Origin of the sequence: Pedobacter sp. Leaf170, from assembly GCF_920984665.1 — a bacterium.
GTDB lineage: Bacteria > Bacteroidota > Bacteroidia > Sphingobacteriales > Sphingobacteriaceae > Pedobacter.
Map to the genome: position 1 here is coordinate 145,571 of NZ_CAKLBP010000008.1, position 16,786 is coordinate 162,356.

Genomic DNA, 16,786 nt, shown 5'->3' on the forward strand with positions numbered 1-16,786 from the left:
TTTGGTATGTAAGCCGATACATGGGTTTTATTAACCTATATGGCGCAATTGTTGATAAAATAAACAAAATGGCAAGTGCTCTTTTTATAATATATTTTATAGTTTAGAGGCGAGCCGTTAAGAAAGGTATTATGGAAGCAAAATTTTCACCACAGGTTAAAGATGTAATCTCTTTTAGTAGGGAGGAAGCGCTACGTTTAGGGCATGATTACATTGGAACCGAGCATTTATTATTAGGCCTCATCCGCGAAGGCGATGGTATGGCTATAAAAATTTTACGATCGTTAGGAGTTGATACCGGTAAATTGCGCCGCTCGATTGAAGATGCCGTTCGCGGTACTTCGAGCGTTACCGTTAATTTGGGCAATATTCCATTAACTAAACAGGCAGAAAAAGTTTTAAAAATTACTTATTTAGAAGCTAAAATATTTAAAAGCGATTTAATTGGTACTGAGCATTTATTGCTTTCAGTTTTGAGAGATGATGACAACATCGCCTCGCAAATATTGTTGCAATATGGTGTTACTTATGATGTTTTTAAACAAGAGGTTGAAGTAAATAAGAATGGCTTTAGAGATGATATTTCAAACAGCGCATCTACGGGTGGCGATGATGATTATCGTGAAGAAGAAAGCTTTAGCACACCTAAAAAAGTTTCGGATATTAAATCTAAAACACCGGTATTAGATAACTTCGGTCGCGATTTAACCAAGGCTGCAGAAGAAGGTCGTTTAGACCCGATTGTTGGTCGCGAGAAGGAAATTGAGCGTGTTTCGCAAATTTTATCCCGTAGAAAAAAGAACAACCCGATTCTAATTGGAGAGCCTGGTGTTGGTAAATCTGCAATTGCAGAAGGTTTAGCCTTACGCATTGTTCAACGTAAAGTATCGCGTGTACTTTTTGGTAAGCGTGTAGTTACTTTAGATTTGGCTTCACTTGTTGCGGGTACAAAATACCGTGGCCAGTTTGAAGAGCGTATGAAAGCCGTAATGAACGAGCTTGAAAAATCTACTGATGTAATTTTATTTATTGATGAGATTCATACAATTGTTGGCGCTGGCGGCGCATCGGGCTCGCTTGATGCATCGAATATGTTTAAACCTGCATTAGCAAGGGGCGAAATTCAATGTATTGGTGCCACTACTTTAGACGAATACCGTCAGTACATTGAAAAAGACGGTGCTTTAGATCGTCGTTTCCAGAAAGTAATGGTTGAGCCGGCTACGCCTGATGAAACTGTTGAGATTTTAACCAGAATAAAAGATAAATACGAAGAACACCACGGTGTAACTTACACAGATGAGGCGATTCAGGCTTGTGTTACTTTAACTTCTCGTTATATTTCTGACCGTTTTTTACCAGATAAAGCAATTGATGCTTTGGATGAAGCAGGTTCGAGAGTGCATTTAACGAACATTCATGTTCCTCAAAACATAATTGATATTGAAGCTAAGATCGAAGATATCAAGTTAGAGAAAAACAAAGTTGTTCGTAGTCAGAAATATGAGGAAGCAGCTAAACTTCGCGATACAGAGAAAAATTTAATTGAAGAATTAGATAAAGCCAAAGCAGAGTGGGAAGCAGAAACTAAAACTAAACGTTACGAAGTTTCTGAAGATAATGTTGCTGAAGTTGTAGCAATGATGACAGGTATTCCGGTGCAACGTGTTGGGCAAACAGATAGCCAAAAGCTATTGAATATGTACGATAAAGTTGCAGAGAAAATTATTGGTCAGGATGATGCAATTAAGAAATTGACCAAAGCCATTCAACGTACCAGAGCCGGATTAAAAGATCCTAAAAAACCAATTGGTTCATTTATTTTCTTAGGTCCAACTGGTGTAGGTAAAACAGAATTAGCAAAAGAATTGGCTCGTTTCATGTTTGATAGTGATGATTCACTAATTCAAATTGATATGAGTGAATATATGGAGAAATTTGCGGTGTCGCGTTTAGTGGGAGCGCCTCCGGGATACGTGGGATACGAAGAAGGTGGGCAATTAACTGAAAAGGTAAGAAGAAAACCTTATGCAGTTATTTTGTTAGATGAGATTGAAAAAGCGCATCCGGATGTATTTAATATCTTGCTACAAGTTTTAGATGAAGGACAATTAACAGATAGTTTAGGTCGTAAAGTTGATTTTAGAAATACAATCATTATCATGACTTCGAACATTGGTGCCCGTCAGCTAAAAGATTTTGGTCAAGGTGTTGGTTTCTCTACTTCAGCAAAAAACAACCAGGCAGAATCACATAGCCGCGGTGTAATTGAAAGTGCATTAAAACGTGCTTTTGCGCCAGAGTTTTTAAACCGTGTTGATGATGTAGTTGTATTTAATAATTTAGGTAAAGATGAAATCTTCAGAATTATCGACATTGAACTTAAAGCTTTATTCGGTCGCGTTCATACATTAGGTTATGAAATTGCTTTAACTGAAAATGCTAAAGATTACATTGCAGAAAAAGGATTTGATAGTAATTTCGGCGCTCGACCATTAAAACGTGCCATTCAAAAATATCTGGAAGATCCAATTGCCGAAGAAATTTTGAAAGGTGAATTAACCGAAGGTGATGTTTTAGAAATCGATTACGATAAAGAAACAGAAACCATTTCGGTAAATCACAAAAAAGGCGAAAAGAAAAAAGAAGAGCCTAAAGCAGAAGACTCTTCAAACTAATATCTAAAGCTCCCGATTAATTCGGGAGCTTTCTTGTTTAAGATGCTTGTGTGAAATAAATACATCACGATTTCGTTAATTATTGTAAGAAATCGTCATTATTGCAATGATACAATCATCCCTAAATGAAAAAAGTCTACATCCCTGTTTTCGCTATAATTCTTCTATTTACGTCATGTAAAAAAAATACCGAAGTAATTTTTGAAGAAGAAACTATTACAAAAAATACTATTGCAACAGTTTCTACTGGATTAAATAATGATTTGTTATTAAAACTTATTAATGATGTACGCAGCAAAGGTTGCAATTGCGGTACAACTGCAATGCCTCCGGTAATAGTTTTAAACTGGAATAATTTGCTTGCTTCTGCAGCTTTAGGCCATAGCAAGGATATGAACACCAATAATTATTTTAGCCATACCTCATTAGATGGTCGTAGTGCTGGGAATAGAATAACGGCAGCTGGCTACAAATGGACAACTTATGGAGAAAATATTGCCGCAGGACAATCTAATGAACAAGCTGTTTTTGATGCTTGGATAAATAGCGAAGGTCATTGTAAAAATATTATGAATGCAAATTTTAGAGATATGGGTGTAGCAAAAGATGGTCGCTATTGGACGCAGGAATTTGGTAAACAATAGGTTTCTTTGATATTTACTGGAATTACCATAAAAATGCTAATTGATTAAATCATTGCTTTTAAAGCATTATAATAATGCTCATAGTTCTGAGTAGAGGTATTTAAAAATAAAAATGGTTCGATAAGTTCTAATTCCATTAATAAAAATTTATTATTTACAAATGTGCCATCAACTCTGGCATAAAGACAATTTTTAGCAAAAAGCTTAACATATTCTGCTGCAATTTCTATTAAACCTTTATCTGGATTTTGTAAGTGTACAGAGCCACCATGTGCTGGCTGCACTCTAAAATCACCGGGTTTTGCTTTTTTAACTAATGTATGGCTATAAACACCATTAAAGAAAATAAACGACCATTCTCCGTTTTCTAAAATTTCTGGCAGGAATGGTTGGATAATAAAATCTTCTTTTTGAATAAGCAACCTTAGCTTTTGATTAATCTCCTCAACATTATCAATTGTAACCTTAAATGTATTTTTAGCACCACCGCTAATACAAGGTTTTACAATAAGTTTATCTGTTATAAATTTTTCAAAAAATATATTAAGGTTTATTTCTTCACCTTTGGTAATAAAAATGCTCGGTGTAATATTTAATCCCGCCGACTCAATTTCTCGTAAATAATGCTTATCTGCATTCCATCTTACAACATCAATCGGATTTAGAAGTCTGATGTTTTTTTCTTCCAGAAGATTTAACCACGTTTTAAACTCTTCATATAAATCAAAATAATCCCAGGGCGATTTTAATATTGCAAGCTCATAATTCTCCCAGTTAATATTTTTATCATTCCAAATTACCATTTCAATATTTAAGCCTTTCCCTTTTAAGAATAGTAGAAGTTTTTCATCTTCACTTTCAACCGTCGGACTATCATAAGCACCTTTATCTTCGTATGTTATTAAAGCAATATTCATTTTTAAAACTAACTTTAAATCAACTAACAGACAAGTAAAAACTAGAATAATGATATTTGACTACCCGGAACGCAGAAAATACTATGGTCTAACTTAACTTCTTTTACATTAAGTCCGTTTAATCTGCAATGTAATTTAAAACTATCCCTAATCATCTGCGCAATATTTCCATCACCTTTCATACGCTCACCAAAACGGCTGTCATTAACTTTTCCGCCATGGCAACTTTGTATCATGTGCCAAACTTTATCAAACCTATCAGGGAAATTTTTGCGTAGCCAATCTTCAAAAATCTGCCCGATGGCGCCATTTAATCTAACAATTGTGTAACCCGCACGTATTGCACCGGCATTTGCTACGGCTTTTAAAACTGTGGGGATTTCATGGTCACTCAAACCTGGAACCAGCGGTGCAACCATAACTCCAACCGGAATGCCTGCATTACTTAATTGTTCTACAACCTTTAATCTCTGTTTAGCCGTTGCTGTCCTTGGTTCCATTGCAAGGCGAAGTTTATCATTTAAACTATTAACAGAAGAATAAACCATGCAAAGGTTTAGCTTAGCCATTTCTTGAAGAATATCAATATCTCTCAAAATCAAAGCGTTTTTGGTAATCATCCCGATAGGTTGTTTATATGCCAAAGCAATTTCTAAAAGCTGTCGGGTTAGTCGAAATTTTCGCTCAGCTGGTTGATAACAGTCTGTATTACCAGAAAGTGAAATTGTGGTGGCATCCCATCCTTTGCGCTCTAAAAATTTTTTGAAAAGTGCAGGAGCATCCTTCTTTACAATAATTTTTCGTTCAAAATCCAAACCCGCACTGTAGCCCCAATATTGATGCGCATTCCTCGCATAACAATACGTACAGCCATGCTCGCAACCCTGATAGGGATTTAAGGAATAGGCCATGCCCACATCCGGACTATCAACTTTGTTAACGATGGTTTTTGAATTTTCAAAGATGAAAGATGTTTTTCGGTCGCTCTCTTCCCAATCATCAATTCCTTCATCATGCTCTTTTACATAACTATCTTTTAGGAATTTATTATGAGGATTAAACTGCGCACCTCTACCTTTAAAATACTGTCCTTCTTCCTCATTATTCATAATATAAAAATACTAAAAATATTAGTATTTTAAATCGATGTGAGTAAGTTGTTAATAGTATTATCTTTTAGAGATTGGTACATAATCCATAGGAACCATATCACCAATTTTCTCGTAAGCCCAGTAACCTTCGTAAAGCATAGAACGGGAATCGTAAATGCTTCCATTAGCATAAAAACGAACCGGTCCTTGAGATAATTTTACTATAGAAAGCTCATGTTCAGGTATATCTAAAGGTCTGTAAACCCAAAAACCAGTATTTGAGTACGCTAAAGATTCTTTTTCACGAGTGTACTGAATACAAAGTGCATCAGTATAATTTATCCACTTTAAATTGTCATTTAAATCATGAACCAAAGTATCTGGATTTACTTCAGCTCTGCTAAATTTATCTATAAAGCGGGGCATTTCCTTTTGTTTTGTCCAAAACTCCAGCAACCCCGGGTCAATTTTACCTGCTTCTTTTCTAATCCCGGTTTTTTCGGGTAGAGTTTTAATCTTTATTAAATTTTCGTTGATATAATTTTCCGGGTAGCGATTTGGGTTTGGCGTTTGTACAATTTTATTGATGATGAAACCCTCTTCCTTGCTTTTGTTTTGATATAGCGAGCGGAAAAAATGTTGCGAAGAACCGTAATAGGCTGTTTCTCTGGCATCAATATATTTCTTCTTTTTTGCTGCTGATGCTTTAAACTCTTCAAAAAACGGATGGCCTGAAAAGTAAATAATCCGCGTTCGGCTATTATATTCAAAGTAATCGAGCATGTATTTAAGGCGATATCCTAAAGCTTTATTTTCTACGATAAGAAATTCGGTTGTTTTAACCGTAAGCAGACTTTTAGTAACATCAAAATCTACATTTAAGACCTGCGGATTTAATATTTTGCACTGCTTGGAATTTGGTGTTGTGCCGATAAAATATTCTGTAAATTGCTTAATATATTTAGCACGGTTCGGGTCGGCCCGGATGGTAACTTCATTTAGTAGAACTGTATTTTCTTTTAATATCAAGTCTACCTTAACCGATTTATCTTCAATAATTACAGATTTTGAATAGGGTAGGTAGCCTACCATTTGAACCAGAATGCTATAACTACCGGGTTTTAAATTTGGTAAAAGGTAATTTCCATCATTATCGGCAACGGTAGCTAATTTATAACCACTTAAATAAACGCCTGCGCCGGGCAATCCGCCTTGATTATCTTTTACTTTTCCACTAATAGAAAATGTACCCTGACTAAAAGCTTGAATTGAGCAAATCAATATGAAAAATAACGTACAGGCGCTTTTATACATAAGTGCTAATGTAGCCAAATGGATGAGTATTTATAAAACTAAATGCTCTCTTTTAACAAATTTAACATTTACAAAAACATTATTTGCCTGGCTTTTGTGGTACGTAATCCAGCGGAACGCTGTCAGCAATTTTTTCCCAACTCCAATATCCTTCAAATAACATAGAACGCGGATTATAAGCACCGCCATTAGCATAAAAATATACAGGAGATACTAGTAAATTTATAAGTGAAACTTGGTAATCGGGCATTGTTAATGGTCGGGATATAGACAAGCCGATTCGGTTTAAATAAACCGGGTCTTCTTTTTCTTTCGTATAGATTACGTACAAAACATTTGTAAAATTTAAGCTTTTTATACTTTCGTTAAATGTTTTGACTAAGGTATCGGGCAAAACTTCTTGTTGATTTAAAATGGCAATTTGCTTTGGCTTATTTTTTTGTTTAGCCCAATAGGATAAAGAATCATTCCCATTAAGCGTTATTTTTAAATTCCCTGAAGAACTTATTGCTGCGGTTCTAAACTGCTTAAGTTTAGCATTAATCAAGCTGTCGGGTGGTCTGTTTTTGTCTGCCTGCCTAATTAATTTATTGATGATAAATCCTTCTTCTTTAGATTTTCCTGCATATAAACTACTTAAAAAATGATTGCTGGAACCACGGTATGCAATATCGCGTTTTGCAGCCCACTTTTTAATTTGTCCTTTGCTTCCTTTCAAATCTTCATAAGTTGGGTAACCTTCATAATAAATGATTTTGGTCTTATTATCCCATTCAAAAAGATTAATCTGGTATTTTATCCGATAACCTAAAGCTTTATTTTCTATGATGAGAAACTGAGTGGTTTTTACCGTAAGCTTCGAATCATCTTTACTGTAATCAATTATTAAAACGTTAGGATTTATAATTTTACACTGTGCGGCATTGGGCGTTGTACCAATAAAATAATCAGTAAACATTCTGATGTAACCCGCACGGTTTGGGTCAGGCTTGATGGTTACTTCATCCAATTGCATCGCATCTTCTTCCAAAACCACGTCCAATTTTATGGCTTTATCTGCAACAATGATATTTTTGGTAACAGTTTTGTAGCCAATCACCTGAAATAGTAAATCGTAATTACCGGGTTTTAATCCAAGGTTGTAAACACCATTGTTATTTGCAACAGTTGCTATTTTGTAACCACTAACGTATACGCCTGCACCAGGTAAAACTTCACCACGCTTATCTTTTATTATACCGGATAGCATTACATTCTGAGCAAATGTGGCTATAAAAGATAAAGTGAAAAGAGAAAAAATAAATAATCGTTTCATTAAAACAAATATAAACTAATTATTTAGTTAAAAAAATATTTGTCTCTGCCGATGAATTATTAGTTTAACAATTCCTTTGCATTTTCTATAGCAGAAGCGCCTGGATTTTTACCGCTTAACATTTCTGCAATTACTTCAATTCTTTCTTCTTGTTTCAATTTTTTAATTCCGGTGGTAGTTTTTCCTGAATCGTCAATTTTGTAAACAAAGTAATGCGATTTACCTTTTGCGGCAATTTGAGGTAAATGTGTAATCGAAATTACCTGCATATTTTTGCCAAGTGCAGCTATAACTTCACCTACCTTAAGTGCTGTTTCTCCCGAAATACCGGTATCAATCTCATCAAATATAATTGTTGGTAAGGATGTATGCTTAGCCAATAATGCTTTGATAGACAGCATTAATCTAGAAAGTTCGCCGCCAGACGCAACTTTATTCACCGGGGCAGGAGCCTGGCCAGCATTGGCGGTAAACAACAGGGTAATTTCATCTAAGCCATCTTTTGTTAAATCTACTAAAGTTTTCTGAGCTAATACAAGCTTTGCATTAGGCATACCAACTTGTTTTAAGGTGGCTGCAGTTTGCTCTTCAACCAATTTAATCGCAACCTTTCTGTTTTTACTCAATTTATTGGCCTGCTCAAAGAGTTTATTTTTTAGCAAGTCGATTTTCTTTGTTAGCTTTTCTATTTGCTCATCCGAAGATAAAAGCTGATTTAAATTTCTTTCTAGCTGATTTTGAATCGCAATTAGTTCGGTATTGCTATCAACCCGGTGTTTCTGTTGCAAAGAATATAATAAATCTAAACGTTGGTTAATGGTATCCAATCTTTCGGCACTATGCATTGTACTGTTCTCAATGATAGAAATCTCATCGGCAATATCTTTAACTTCAATAATACTCGATTTTAACCTTTCATATAATACGTTTACAGATGGATCAAATTTTTCAATAGATTGCAACTGCGTTTGAGCTTCTTTTAAAAGCAAAATGGCGGCAGGCTCTGCATCATTTAACAATGCATTTGCATTTAGCAGTGCTCGTTTTATGGTTTCAGCATGCGTAAGTTTCTCCAATTCCGCTTCTAAATCAGGCAGTTCAGTTTCTGATAAATTTGCCTGTTCTAATTCATTAAATAGAAATTGCTCATAATCTTGCTTATTCCTTGCTTCGTTGGCTTCATCAATTAATTTCTTTAATAAGGCAGAATCTTTTCTCAATTCCTTAAAACCTCCTTTGTATTGAGTAAGCAAATCTTGATGGTTTGCAAGTGAATCAACCATCAGAAGTTGAAAGTCAGCATTATTGATTTCCTGCGTAGCATGTTGAGAATGAATATCTATAAGTTTTTCGCCAATTTGTTTTAGGGTAGATAAATTTACAGGAGTGTCATTTATAAAGGAACGCGATTTTCCATCAATTGAAATTTCTCTTCGAAGTGTACTTTCTGAAAAAAAATCGAGGTCGTTTTCTTCAAAACTATCCCTCAGCTGTTCATCAGCTAGCAGAAATGTACCTTCTATAACACATTTTTTATCCTGATTAAAGAAGTATTTGCTTTCGGCCCGCTGACCTAAAATTAGTGATAATGCACCCAGTATGATTGATTTTCCGGCTCCGGTTTCACCAGTTATTATGTTTAAGCCTTTATCAAATTCAATGTCGAGGCTATCAATTAATGCGTAATTACGAATAGATAGTTTTTGTAGCATAGCTATGCGAAAATACTAAAAAGTTATCTCAACAAAGGGCTTAAAATAAAAACAGCGAAGATATTTCTTCGCTGCTAATGCACATTATTTATTTGGTTTTTAGTTTTCTTCTTTTTCTCTACGTTCAGGTTTTTCAGGTTTTTCCTGTTTTTCCATTTTCTCCCTCAGTTCTTTAACCTCTGCATCAAATTTTTGCTTTAGTTTCTTGTATTCAGCAGATTCTAAAACTCTTTTAGTAGAATTGTTATCACGTAAGAAAAGGTATCCAGTATTTACTCCTGGAGTTTTATTAAAGTAAATTTTAGATAAAGAATCTTTGTTTAGCTTAGATGAAAATAATGGTTGATTGCTATCTAATACTATAACGTTACCTCTTGCAGCATCAATTTGAGATTTAAATTCTTGGCTATTAAATTTTGCAGCCATATCTTCAGCCATTTTTTTCCATTTAGCTTGGGCTTCGGGAGAATTATATTCTTTAGCCATATCTTCGCCAAATTTTTTCCATTTAGCTTGGGCTTCTGGAGAGTTATATTCTCTCGCAACATCTTCACCAAATTTTTTCCATTTAGCCTGCGCTTCTGGCGATGAAAACTCTTTTGCCATCTGCTCACCCATCTTTTTCCATTTAGCTTTGGCTTCTGGAGTGTTAAATTCTTTCTCGATATCTTCTCCGTATTTTTTCCATTTTAATTGTGCCGCCGGTGAAGAAAATTCTCTGTATATTTTTGCACTAAATATAGAATCTTTAAATCTAAATGCCGAATCACTTCCTATAAAAAAAGTTTTTCTTCCTCCAAAAAGTTCATCATCATATAAATCTCTCCTTAAACTATCGGGCACATCTTTTAAAGAATTGTATTCGGTTTTTTTGCCACTAGCATCTATGGTTACAATTTTAATTTTATGTTTCTTAGTTGTATCTATAAAAACCATGGCATTTTTCGAAATGTTTGCAACCGATAGTAATTCAGTTTTTTTTGTGGTTTTTTTGATATCTTTTTTGGACGGATTAATCCAGGCAATAGAAACTAAACATGCAATACCTAAGGTTAAGGCTGCCATTTGCTGTTTTGCATTTAAATAATTGGTCTTCATATTTGTTATTCTTTTAATTCTTTGATATAAGTTTTGAGTTTTGCCGGTGGCAGCTAAGGCATAAGCCGGACTATCTTTATCTTTCAGCAACTCTAGCTTTAACAAAGCATGAGCATAATTCAGTGGTTTTCCGGTTAGCTTTAGCACCAAATCATCGCAAGCATGCTCACGCTCTATATGTATAAATCGGCCTGCCATCCAAACAAATGGATTAAAGAACAAGAAAGTTTCTATTGCCGTTTTTATCAGATTTAATAAAAAATCATTTCTTCTGATGTGAGAAAGTTCGTGTATTAAAATTGCTTCAACCTGATCGCTATCTAATTCGTTAACCAATGCAACTGGAAATAAAACGATAGGTTTTAGATAACCAATAACTAATGGCACATTTACAATGGATGATAAATGGAATTTTATAGTTTTATTGATTTTTAGATTTGATGTAACTTTTTGAAAGATAGCATTCCAGGCATCAGGTACTAAACTCAGTTTCTCTTTTTTAAACCGTGCCAATTTATTATAGCCTTTAATTATTACAAAAAGCTGTAGTGCAATGCCAATAATGTAAAATACCACAACAATGGGAAAATATTGTTCAATTTTGCTAGTTAGATTTTCGGGTATGGTATTTAAATATTGATGTGTATTAAGATTTTCTACATTTCCACTAGCTTTTTGGATAGCAATATTCTTGAGTAAAATGCTGGTTAGGTTGTAGATGAAAAAACCGAACATTAGTAGGATAGAACCAAAAGCCAGGTTGTGCCTATATTTAGCAGCTAGCTTTGGCAGGCTAAGTAAAACGATAAATAAGATACCGTAAATAAGTGCACTTTGCCAGAGCGAATTTAAAATACTCCATCCAAAAGCTTTAATAAATTGTGGTAATAAAGTCTCCATGTTAATTGCTTTAATTTTTTAAATCACTTTATTTTTTTCTGATACTATTCTTAATGCTAATCTGTTTTCACTAACGACTAACGACTAACGACTAACGAGCTACTTAAGACTATCTAAATATTTTTTAATCTCATCTAATTCTTCACTACTGGCAGTATGATTACCCAAAGCCTGCATAACCAATCTTGCAGCCGAACCATTAAAAACGTTATCTATCATTTTATTCACCAATTGCTTTTCAGTTTTATCTTGACTTACCAAGGCTTTATATATGTGGGTTTTCTGATTAGTATCACGTTCAACCATACCTTTTTCATGCATTATTTGCATAAGCTTTAAAGTTGTGGTGTAGCCAGAATCTTTTTTATTTAAAGCTTCATGTACTGCTCTCACCGTGCAAAGACCTTTTTGCCAGAGCACCTGCAAAATTTCCATTTCACCTTCAGTTGGTTTGATATTGCTATTACTCATATATGTTACTGTTCTACGAATTATTTCGTAATCAAATGTACGAAGATATTCGTATTATCAAAATTATTTAACAGATTTTTAACATAAGCTATTTTACTAACTGACGCAGTTTATTCAAAAACGTTGCACATTATTTAAAATTCGAGTGGGAGGGAAGGATGTTTTATTTGCTGAATTATCTATCTAAACCTGATTGTAGCGAACATGGAGCGCAGCGGAATAAAGCGGAAAGCAGGACTTACAACAAAATGAATTGAAGAAATTGCTTTACAAGAAATTATAAAACTAATTGGTTTTTAATCCTTCGTATTTACCAATATTTGCGGGGTCTATTTCCGATAGTAAATTGTAAGCCTTTAAACGCTCTTGCGTATTTAATTTAGAAAGCACATTCGTAATTTCTTCAGCTTTTGCAGCAAAGTAAACATTTGGAAATATAGAACCCAACTTTTGCTTATCCATTTTTTGCAGTTCGGTAAGTGCCGAAACAACGGGCATTAAGCCTTTATCATCATTAGTTAATTGGTCTAAACCCTTAAAATGGTAATTGTATATAAAGTTTCTTAATTCGCTAAAAACCGGATTTAATGTATTTTCATTAAACCAAAAACGGTTTCGTAAACCATCTGCGGCACGCCAACCCGTATTGCCCGATACCTGCGCAAGGTTAATAATGTTTTGCGCTTTTTTAAAATAAAAGCTGCCGCCCATTTTGCCGAAGCTGTCTTTATCTAAACCAATTATGGTATATGCATAATAGGTTAGTAACGCACTGATGTTTGATATGTAATTCTGGTCAGAAAAATCTATTGTAGAACCATCATTATAGCTAAAATCGAAATTCTTATCACTCATATTTAGCAAAGTGCTATTATATGTTGAGTTAAAAACCGGTCGGCTGCTTTGTATTTGCGCTTCTGCTGTGTAACCAGAACCGCCATCCCATGATGTTATGGTGATTACAAAATTGCAATCAATTCTTTCTTGCGCTTTATATGTTTCGGTGGTAAACTTGTTATTGTTTAAAAAATCTCTCAAAGTTCTTTGGAGTGCATCGAGCTGTTGTTTATTAATATTAGATACCTGCGGTGCTAATAACTGCACACGAGCATTTAACTCTTGCGCATATAATTTTCCAAAACCAAGGATGAATAATAAACAAACAAGTCTTTTTATCATTTAATAAGTTTTAAAATTTCATTGCAGATATCTTTTGCAACATCGGCTTTTGACTTTACATCAAACGCTGTCTTTTGAAGCGCTTTGTTAAAAATAGTAATTTTATTTGTATCCGATTTAAATCCTGCGCCCTTATCGTTTAGAGAATTTAGAATAACCAAATCCAGATTTTTTTTCACCAGTTTTGCTTTGGCATAATTTTCTTCATCATTAGTTTCTAAAGCAAAACCAACCAAAATTTGATTTTGGGTTTTTACCATGCCAAGCGATGCTAAAATATCGGTAGTTTTTTCCAGTTCTAAATTAAATTCACTATTGTTTTTTTTAATTTTCTGAGTTGAAACTGTTTTAGGCTTATAGTCGGCAACAGCCGCACTCATAATGGTAATGTCGGTTTCTTGGAAAACAGATATACATGCCTCAAACATATCCTTTGCACTTACTACGTCTATTCTTTTTAATGGTTCTGTAGCTTTTTGAGCGGTAGGTCCGGCAATTAAAGTTACATCGGCTCCTAGTCTGCTTAATTCATCAGCAATGGCAAAACCCATTTTACCAGATGAATGGTTTCCAATAAAACGAACTGGATCTATTGCTTCATAAGTTGGTCCGGCAGTTACCATTACTTTCTGCCCGTAAAAAGGCAGTCCTTTTTTAATCGAACTTTCTAAAAAAGCAACAATTTCTTCTGGTTCGGCAAGTCTTCCTTCACCATATAATCCGCTGGCCAATTCTCCACTTTGTGGTGCAATAATCGTATTTCCAAAACTTTTTATTTTCGAGATATTGCCTCGAGTGGTTTCGTGTTTCCACATATCCAGGTCCATTGCAGGCGCAACGTACACCGGGCATTTAGCCGATAAATAAACTGCAGTTAATAAGTTATCACAAATTCCGGTAGCAAGTTTGGCAAGCGTATTTGCACTGGTAGGCGCAATGATAATTAAATCTGCCCAAAGACCAAGTTCAACATGATTGCTCCAAACGCCGGTTTCTTCTTCAAAATATTGAGTGTAAACTGGATTTTTAGAAAGTGTGGCTAAAGTAAGCGGTGTAATGAAATTAGCACCATCGGGAGTTAAAATAACCTTAACGTTTGCACCAGCTTTTACCAAAAGTCTAACCAAAATGGCCGACTTGTAAGCCGCAATACTGCCGCAAACGCCAAGTATTATGTTTTTATTTTTAAGCATCGAGCGAAGAGTTAAAACAGTTGCATTAACGCACAAGCGAAACGCTTAGCTCCAAACTCTATGCGCTATAATCGTTTTATTTTTGTTCTTTTGCCGGGTTTCTGTGGTAAACTTTTTCGTTCAAAAATTCATCCATAGCAACTAAAACTGGTTTCGGCATACGCTCATAATGCTTACTGATTTCGATTTGCTCACGGTTTTCAAAAATCTCTTCAAGGTTATCGTTACTCGAAGCAAATTCTGCTAATTTACCGTGCAATTCTTCTTTCATGTTGTTTGAAATCTGATTTGCTCTTTTAGCAATCACAACTAATGATTCATAAAGATTATCAGTAGTTCTGTCTAAATCGTGTACATTTCTGGTAACCGTAGTGTTAGGTATAGCAGGTTTGTTAGTATTCATGTATTAATTGTTTTTAATATTCGTATTATCTGCGTTAGTTGGTTTTTGAGAAACGGTATCTTTCACCTTACTCGTTTTCTTAATCATTTCCATGTACTTTGCCTGGTCGGCAGCATACATAGCTAATTCTGCTTTATTTTGTTTTATTCCAGTTTCAATATCCGATTTTAATTGCTTAGCATCGTTGGTAAACTTACTCTGAGGATATTTCTCAGTAAACTCTTCGTATAATGAGGTAGCCTCATTGTATCTGTCTTCCTGGCGAATTGGGATACTTGTTCTAGCATACATATACTGTGCCCTAATCATCAAGAAATCCATTTCCTCAGCGTATTTAATATCCGGGTAGTCTCGCTGCGCATTTTTTAAAGCAATAACGGCTGCTCTATAATTTTCTACATTGCTTGGGCCCGTAGTTAAGTAAAGCTTTGCATTTTCAAAAACTTTATCCTCCAATTTAGTTCTTAATACACCAATATACTTTGCAGCAGCAGCAGCACGTTCGCTGGTAGGGTATAAGTTTATAAATAACTGTAATGCATCAATAGCTTTATAAGTATTTTCCTGGTCTAAAGAAAAAACAGGAGACTCTAGATAATAACAATATGCGGCCATGTAACGAGCCTCTTCAGCATCTTTACTGGCAGGATAAGTATCTGCGAAACTTTTAAATTGATACCTTGCAGTGGTATAATCCTGCAATTTATATAATGTATAAGCGTAGTAAAAATTCAAACCTTCAGCTTGCTCACGTCCACGGTATTTTTGAGATAAATCTTCAAAAAGCACCAAAGCTTTGCTAAAATCTCGTTTGTTATATAATCTAATAGCTTCTTGATATTTTTTTGCAACATCGTTACTGGCACGTAGCTTTTCAAAACGACTCTTACAACCCGCCATACCTAAAGCGGCAATAAATACTAAAATAAATAAGTGTTTAACTTTAAACATTCTGCAAAGATAATTAATAATACGATAACATCAATATAAAACAATTGGCCGCTAAGCTACTTATTGCAATTCAGTACATATATATAGTTAACAATTTTTAACATACTTATATAATATGTAAAGCAAGTTCCTGTTTTCCAATTAACGTTCGTCCCGTTCTGCATTTCAAATCCTCGGTTCGCTGCGCTTCCCTGCGGGTTTTCCATTCCGCCCGGGTTTATTTTACATCTGTCCGTTTTCCAATCAGTAGTTAGTATAAAGTATTTAGTATTTAGTATCGAGTATCAAGACACGGAGCTTACACTCGCTACTTGGATGACCTTATATTCCTTATATGGTGAGATTCAACCATAACTCTTAAGGTATCCACATTCAGACTGGCAACCCGGAACTAATAATAGTCAACTTGCAAAAAAAATCCTTTTCAATCTGCGCTATTTTATCTGCGAACATCAGCGGGAAAGATAGGCGCCTTGCAATCACCCACAACCCTCAAGCTAAACAGATTTATAACTTAATTTACTTTAATTACTTATATGGCATATATACAAACTGTTCCCTTAAAATCTATTTTTAAAATAACTTAAGTGACCTTAGCTGCCTTAGGTAGTGAAAACTTCTACATTAAGCTTTAAAATCCTTTTCAATCTGCGTTATTTATCTGCGAACATCAGCGGGAAACGATAGGCGCCTGTGCAATCACCGGTAACCCTGAACAATCAATTTACCGCAGAAAACCACCCTAAACAAACCACATCCTGAAAAAGTTTGCTTACAGAAGCATTTTTTTCTTCCTGAAATCCATGCAGTTACCACTGTCCATCCAAATAAAAGCGGCCCTGGCTTTGCGCAAGCGGATAATTTTCCTACTTTTGCATCCCGCTTCGGAGGAAGAGGAAAAGGTTGAAAAGATGAAAAAA

At 34.8% G+C, this 16,786-nt stretch carries 13 protein-coding genes; 2 read left to right on the top strand and 11 right to left on the bottom strand.

The window, feature by feature from the left end; translation table 11 throughout:
* Positions 1-131 precede the first annotated feature (131 nt).
* A complete protein-coding gene (locus LUA90_RS17785) occupies positions 132-2,678 on the top strand; it encodes an ATP-dependent Clp protease ATP-binding subunit (protein ID WP_231491933.1) in 2,547 nt (848 codons plus the stop codon).
* Positions 2,679-2,803: 125 nt separating this feature from the next.
* A complete protein-coding gene (locus LUA90_RS17790; RefSeq protein WP_231491934.1) occupies positions 2,804-3,322 on the top strand; it encodes a CAP domain-containing protein in 519 nt (172 codons plus the stop codon).
* Between the two features lie 44 nt (positions 3,323-3,366).
* Here the strand turns inward: LUA90_RS17790 and LUA90_RS17795 are convergent, their stop codons facing one another.
* The 11 genes from LUA90_RS17795 to LUA90_RS17845 all read right to left on the bottom strand — a co-directional run bounded on the left by LUA90_RS17795 (position 3,367) and on the right by LUA90_RS17845 (position 15,866).
* On the bottom strand, positions 3,367-4,239 hold the full coding sequence (locus LUA90_RS17795; RefSeq protein WP_231491935.1) for a RimK family alpha-L-glutamate ligase: 873 nt from the start codon (positions 4,237-4,239) through the stop codon (positions 3,367-3,369).
* Positions 4,240-4,280: 41 nt separating this feature from the next.
* Positions 4,281-5,348, bottom strand: coding sequence for a PA0069 family radical SAM protein (locus LUA90_RS17800; protein ID WP_231491936.1), 1,068 nt, complete (start codon positions 5,346-5,348; stop codon positions 4,281-4,283).
* Between the two features lie 60 nt (positions 5,349-5,408).
* On the bottom strand, positions 5,409-6,644 hold the full coding sequence (locus LUA90_RS17805; protein WP_231491937.1) for a carboxypeptidase-like regulatory domain-containing protein: 1,236 nt from the start codon (positions 6,642-6,644) through the stop codon (positions 5,409-5,411).
* A 79-nt stretch (positions 6,645-6,723) separates the two neighbouring features.
* Complete coding sequence (locus LUA90_RS17810) at positions 6,724-7,959, bottom strand: carboxypeptidase-like regulatory domain-containing protein (protein ID WP_231491939.1); 1,236 nt, start codon at positions 7,957-7,959, stop codon at positions 6,724-6,726.
* 59 nt (positions 7,960-8,018) lie between these two features.
* On the bottom strand, positions 8,019-9,671 hold the full coding sequence (gene recN / locus LUA90_RS17815; protein WP_231491940.1) for a DNA repair protein RecN: 1,653 nt from the start codon (positions 9,669-9,671) through the stop codon (positions 8,019-8,021).
* Positions 9,672-9,770: 99 nt separating this feature from the next.
* Positions 9,771-11,669, bottom strand: a complete 1,899-nt coding sequence (locus LUA90_RS17820; RefSeq protein ID WP_231491941.1) for a M56 family metallopeptidase — start codon at positions 11,667-11,669, stop codon at positions 9,771-9,773.
* Between the two features lie 99 nt (positions 11,670-11,768).
* The gene (locus LUA90_RS17825) at positions 11,769-12,140 is read right to left on the bottom strand and encodes a BlaI/MecI/CopY family transcriptional regulator (RefSeq protein ID WP_231491942.1); all 372 of its coding nucleotides are present in this window, start codon (positions 12,138-12,140) and stop codon (positions 11,769-11,771) included.
* 285 nt (positions 12,141-12,425) lie between these two features.
* Positions 12,426-13,319 (bottom strand): DUF4835 family protein, encoded by an 894-nt coding sequence (locus LUA90_RS17830; RefSeq protein ID WP_231491943.1) that lies wholly within the window; start codon positions 13,317-13,319, stop codon positions 12,426-12,428.
* Positions 13,316-14,512: a bifunctional phosphopantothenoylcysteine decarboxylase/phosphopantothenate--cysteine ligase CoaBC gene (coaBC, locus tag LUA90_RS17835; protein ID WP_231491944.1), complete on the bottom strand. Its 1,197-nt coding sequence runs from the start codon at positions 14,510-14,512 to the stop codon at positions 13,316-13,318. Before coaBC ends, LUA90_RS17830 begins: the two co-directional genes overlap by 4 nt.
* A 76-nt stretch (positions 14,513-14,588) precedes the next feature.
* Entirely contained in the window at positions 14,589-14,915 is a 327-nt protein-coding gene (locus LUA90_RS17840; protein ID WP_231463127.1) for a DNA-directed RNA polymerase subunit omega, read from the bottom strand.
* Positions 14,916-14,918: 3 nt separating this feature from the next.
* Positions 14,919-15,866: an outer membrane protein assembly factor BamD gene (locus LUA90_RS17845; RefSeq protein WP_231463126.1), complete on the bottom strand. Its 948-nt coding sequence runs from the start codon at positions 15,864-15,866 to the stop codon at positions 14,919-14,921.
* Positions 15,867-16,786: the final 920 nt, after the last annotated feature.